This window comes from Allobosea sp. 01N443 (genome assembly GCF_056399325.1).
Window position 1 is genome coordinate 1 of record NZ_JBFTRC010000320.1, and the last position, 3,852, is coordinate 3,852.

Genomic DNA, 3,852 nt, shown 5'->3' on the forward strand with positions numbered 1-3,852 from the left:
GATCGTCCCTGTGATCGTCCCTGTCGAGCGCGGCGACGAAGTACATCTGCCGCCCTTCGCCCAGGATCACGCGTTCGACTGGCGCGTTGACCTCGACCGCCCGGCCGAGAACATCCGTGACCCTGACCTTCTCCGCGAAAGCAGGCAACGTCGACGCGATGAGGCCAATGGTCAGAGTGGCTACTTGAATAACCCTGTGAAGCAATGCCATCACGCCACCACCTAAACCTCGTCTGAGCTGGGCGGCTCGTATGAAATGACACAAGGTCGGTCAAGGCATATCTTTTAGAATACATCCAATCTACTTGATTAAACGAATTCTAAAGTGAAGAACAGACCGCTCATTCACAAAACTTCTCGGCGCGAACCGAAGGAAAGACTTGTGAGACGCAGCGCAGCGTGGTGAAAGGTGCCGGAAACGGACCAAGACAAGGCGAATGATCGATGTCGACCACGATCGCAAATCGCAGCCTGAAGGATGAAATCCGGGACTATTGGTCCATCAGGTCAGAGACATTCGATACGACGCCAGGCCACGAGATCTTTTCCCTGGAAGAACGGCGCGCATGGCTCGCGCTTCTGTCGCGGCACCTTGGCACCGATCAGGGGCGCCGGGCGCTCGACCTGGCCTGCGGCACGGGGGTGATCTCGCTGCTGCTGTCGGAACTCGGCTTTTCGGTGACCGGCCTCGATCTCTCCGAGGCCATGCTGGCGCGTGCCCGCGCCAAGGTCTCGGGCAAGGGACCGATCAAGCTCTTCCTCGGCGATGCCGAGAATACGCTGGAGCCCTCGGATAGTTACGACGCAGTGGTCACCCGGCATCTTGTCTGGACCCTGCCCGACCCGCCGGCCGCCTTCGCCGAATGGCACAGGGTACTCAAGCCGGGCGGACGCGTCGCGATCATCGACGCGGACACCATCAACACCCCACCGGACAGGCGGTTGATCAAGTGGCTCGCACGACTTGTCAAACGCCTGAGCAGGAATGTGCCGCCTCCCCCACCTTATGCGGACACCCATGCAAGCATCCTGTCGCGCGTCTATTTTTCTGATGGGTGCCGCCCCGATGCCGTCGCCGAGTTGCTGAGGCAGGCAGGGTTCGAGGACGTCGTCGTCGACCGCGACCTTGGCCCGATCCACCGCGCCCAGGGTCGCTTCATGCCGCTCTTCCAGCGTCTCGAGCGCGCAGCGCAAAACCGCTTCCTGATCTCCGCACGCAAGCCGTCCTAAGGTGATTACCGCCTCCCCCGCACAGACGGACCTGGCAGGCGAAGGCGGCGGCATGCCCTGCGCCGCGTCCTGAGACGCGCCGCATTCGCCCCGACCCGGGCGAGCCAGCATCGTCCGAGCCCGCAACCTCAACATGAATGGCGGCTCGCCGCTCCGCGCCGCAGTCCGGCGAAAGGCTGGAACAGCGCCGCCTTGCGCAGTCGCTTGCCTCTCCGATCTGGCCGACGCCCGGTTGTGCGCAGCCTCGTCGTCGAACTCCCTTCCCTGGCATTCCTGGTCCTGTCGGCCTGACCGGGCTCGGCAAGGAAGCTTGACCTGCACCGGAWCGAGCGCTGGGCGGGTCGGACTGCCTGCAGCTTCAACGGAGGCACACAAGCCAATCAGGCAGGACCGCCGTTGATCCGGCACTCCAGGGCCATAGCGCCTCGTCCGAGCGCATTCCACCCTCAATCCTTAACGCTTGTTGACTCTTCGGTCAGGCGCGATATTGTTCCTGTTATTGCAACTCAAGTTCCATTTTATGGAACTTTTCTGGACTCACCCGGATGTCCATTCTGTCGGCGGCCGTCGATGTGCTCCGTTGCTTCTCCAGCACGCGTCACGATGTGACGGTGACGGATCTCGTTTCCTTGCTTGGAATGCCGAAGAGCAATGCGTCGCGACTGCTGCGGGCGATGCGCGACGAGGGGCTGCTGGAAACGGTCGGCGACAGCAAGCGCTACCGCCCCTCCCTGCTGCTCAATCAGGTCGGCCATATCTACCGCTTCGCCGCCTCGCTGATCGACCGGGCCGATTCCGTGATCGGGCGCATCTCGGACGAGGTCGGACATACCGGCTATATCAGCGTGCGGCGCGGCACCGACATCGTCGGCGTCACGGCCCATCCCGGACGGCACGCCCTGCGCGTCGTCACGTCGATTGGCGATCGAATTGCCGCCTTCGCGTCCAGCACCGGCCGCGCCCTGCTCGCCCGCCTTCCCGACGACGAGGTCCGCCGCCTCTATGCCGGCGGTTTCGAACCGCCGTCCGATACAGCCCCGCAGGGCCTCGACGAACTCCTGGCGCGGCTCGCCGTCACACGACGCGAGGGCTACGCCGAATCCCATGACGAGGCGGTCAGGGGCGTGCGCGCCATCTCGGTTTCGGTCGGCGATCCGAGCACCGGCGACGAAGTCGCGCTCTGCATTTCCTTCCCGGCAGCGACCGTCACGCCGGAGGAGCGCCTCGCCATTATCCGTTCTCTGGGAGAAGGCGCCGCCGAGATCGCGGCGCTGACCCGGGACCCGCTTTTCTTTCCCCTACATCCCTCAATCGCGGAGACAGCTCCATGAGCAATCGTTGGCGCATCGGCTTCGATATCGGCGGCACCTTCACCGATTTCATCCTTTATGACGGCCAGGAGCGCTCGGTCCTGCTGCACAAGCGCCTGACCACGCCGCATGATCCGTCCGAGGCTGCCCTGATCGGCCTTGGCGAACTGACCGAGATGGCCGGCATCACGCTGGCCGATATCGGCGACATCGTGCATGGCACAACGCTGGTGACCAACGCGGTGATCGAGCGCAAGGGCTCCAAGCTCGGCCTGATCACCACGCGCGGCTTCCGCGACATCCTCGAAATGGGCACCGAGCAGCGCTATGACATCTACGATCTGTTCCTGACCTTCCCGGAGCCGCTGGTCTCGCGCGAGCTTCGTCTCGAAGTCGCGGAGCGTATCGACCGCGACGGCAAGATCGTGACGGCGCTCGATGCAACCGCGGTGCGTGCAGCCGCCAGCGAGCTGGCCGCTGCCGGCTGCGAAGCGATCGCGATCTGCTTCCTGAACAGCTACCGCAACTCCGCCCATGAGCAGGAAGCCGGCCGGATCGTCCGGGACGCCTGCCCCGAACTCACGGTCTCCCTGTCGAGCGAGGTCGTCGCCGAAATCTGGGAGTATCAGCGCTTCGTCACCACCGCGGCGAACGCCTATGTCCAGCCACTGATGCGGCGCTATCTGGAACGGCTGGAGCGCGAACTCGCAGCCCGCTCGTTCACCGGCTCGCTGCGGTTGATGCATTCGGCTGGCGGCCTGGTCTCCCCCGAGACCGCTCGCACCTTCCCGATCCGCCTGCTCGAAAGCGGCCCTGCCGGCGGCGGCCTTGCGACAGCCTTGTTCGGCGAGCTCGCCGGCCACAAGGACGTCATCTCCTTCGACATGGGTGGCACCACCGCCAAGGCCTGCATGATCGAGGACGGCCGCGCTGAGATCGCACCGATGCTCGAAGCCGGTCGCGTCAACCGCTTCGCCAAGGGCTCCGGCCTGCCGATCAAGGCTCCCGTCATCGACATGATCGAGATCGGCGCCGGAGGCGGCTCGATCGCCRCCATCGACGAGGTCGGCCTGCTCAAGGTAGGCCCGCACTCGGCAGGCTCCGACCCCGGCCCGGCCTGCTACGGCATGGGCGGCACCAAGCCGACCGTCACCGACGCCAATCTGGTGCTCGGCTATTATGATCCGGGCTTCTTCCTCGGAGGACGCATGGCGCTCGATCTCGCGGCCGCGCGCAAGGCTGTTGCCTCGGTGGCGGAGCCGCTCGGCCTCTCCGTGGAAGAAGCAGCCTGGGGCATCCACAAGGTCGTCGT

The 3,852-nt window shown here is 64.6% G+C and carries 3 protein-coding genes and 1 pseudogene; 3 read left to right on the top strand and 1 reads right to left on the bottom strand.

The genetic code is table 11. The features are described from left to right. A pseudogene (locus AC1DRP_RS35550) lies at positions 1 to 211 on the bottom strand (ABC transporter substrate-binding protein); the annotation flags it as partial. Positions 212 to 444: 233 nt separating this feature from the next. Between AC1DRP_RS35550 and AC1DRP_RS35555 the strand changes: the two are divergent. The 3 genes from AC1DRP_RS35555 to AC1DRP_RS35565 all read left to right on the top strand — a co-directional run. After that, the gene (locus tag AC1DRP_RS35555; RefSeq protein WP_441505919.1) at positions 445 to 1,230 is read left to right on the top strand and encodes a class I SAM-dependent methyltransferase; all 786 of its coding nucleotides are present in this window, start codon (positions 445 to 447) and stop codon (positions 1,228 to 1,230) included. A 545-nt stretch (positions 1,231 to 1,775) separates the two neighbouring features. Then, the gene (locus AC1DRP_RS35560) at positions 1,776 to 2,561 is read left to right on the top strand and encodes an IclR family transcriptional regulator (RefSeq protein ID WP_441505920.1); all 786 of its coding nucleotides are present in this window, start codon (positions 1,776 to 1,778) and stop codon (positions 2,559 to 2,561) included. Further along, positions 2,558 to 3,852 (top strand): hydantoinase/oxoprolinase family protein (locus tag AC1DRP_RS35565; RefSeq protein ID WP_476771015.1); only part of this gene is annotated, 1,295 nt, incomplete at its 3' end. The genes AC1DRP_RS35560 and AC1DRP_RS35565, both read left to right, overlap by 4 nt.

Bases quoted from the DNA above. Each gene is read 5' to 3' on its own strand.
- AC1DRP_RS35555 (WP_441505919.1), top strand. From the start codon at position 445: ATGTCGACCACGATCGCAAATCGCAGCCTGAAGGATGAAATCCGGGAC.
- AC1DRP_RS35560 (WP_441505920.1), top strand. From the start codon at position 1,776: ATGTCCATTCTGTCGGCGGCCGTCGATGTGCTCCGTTGCTTCTCCAGC.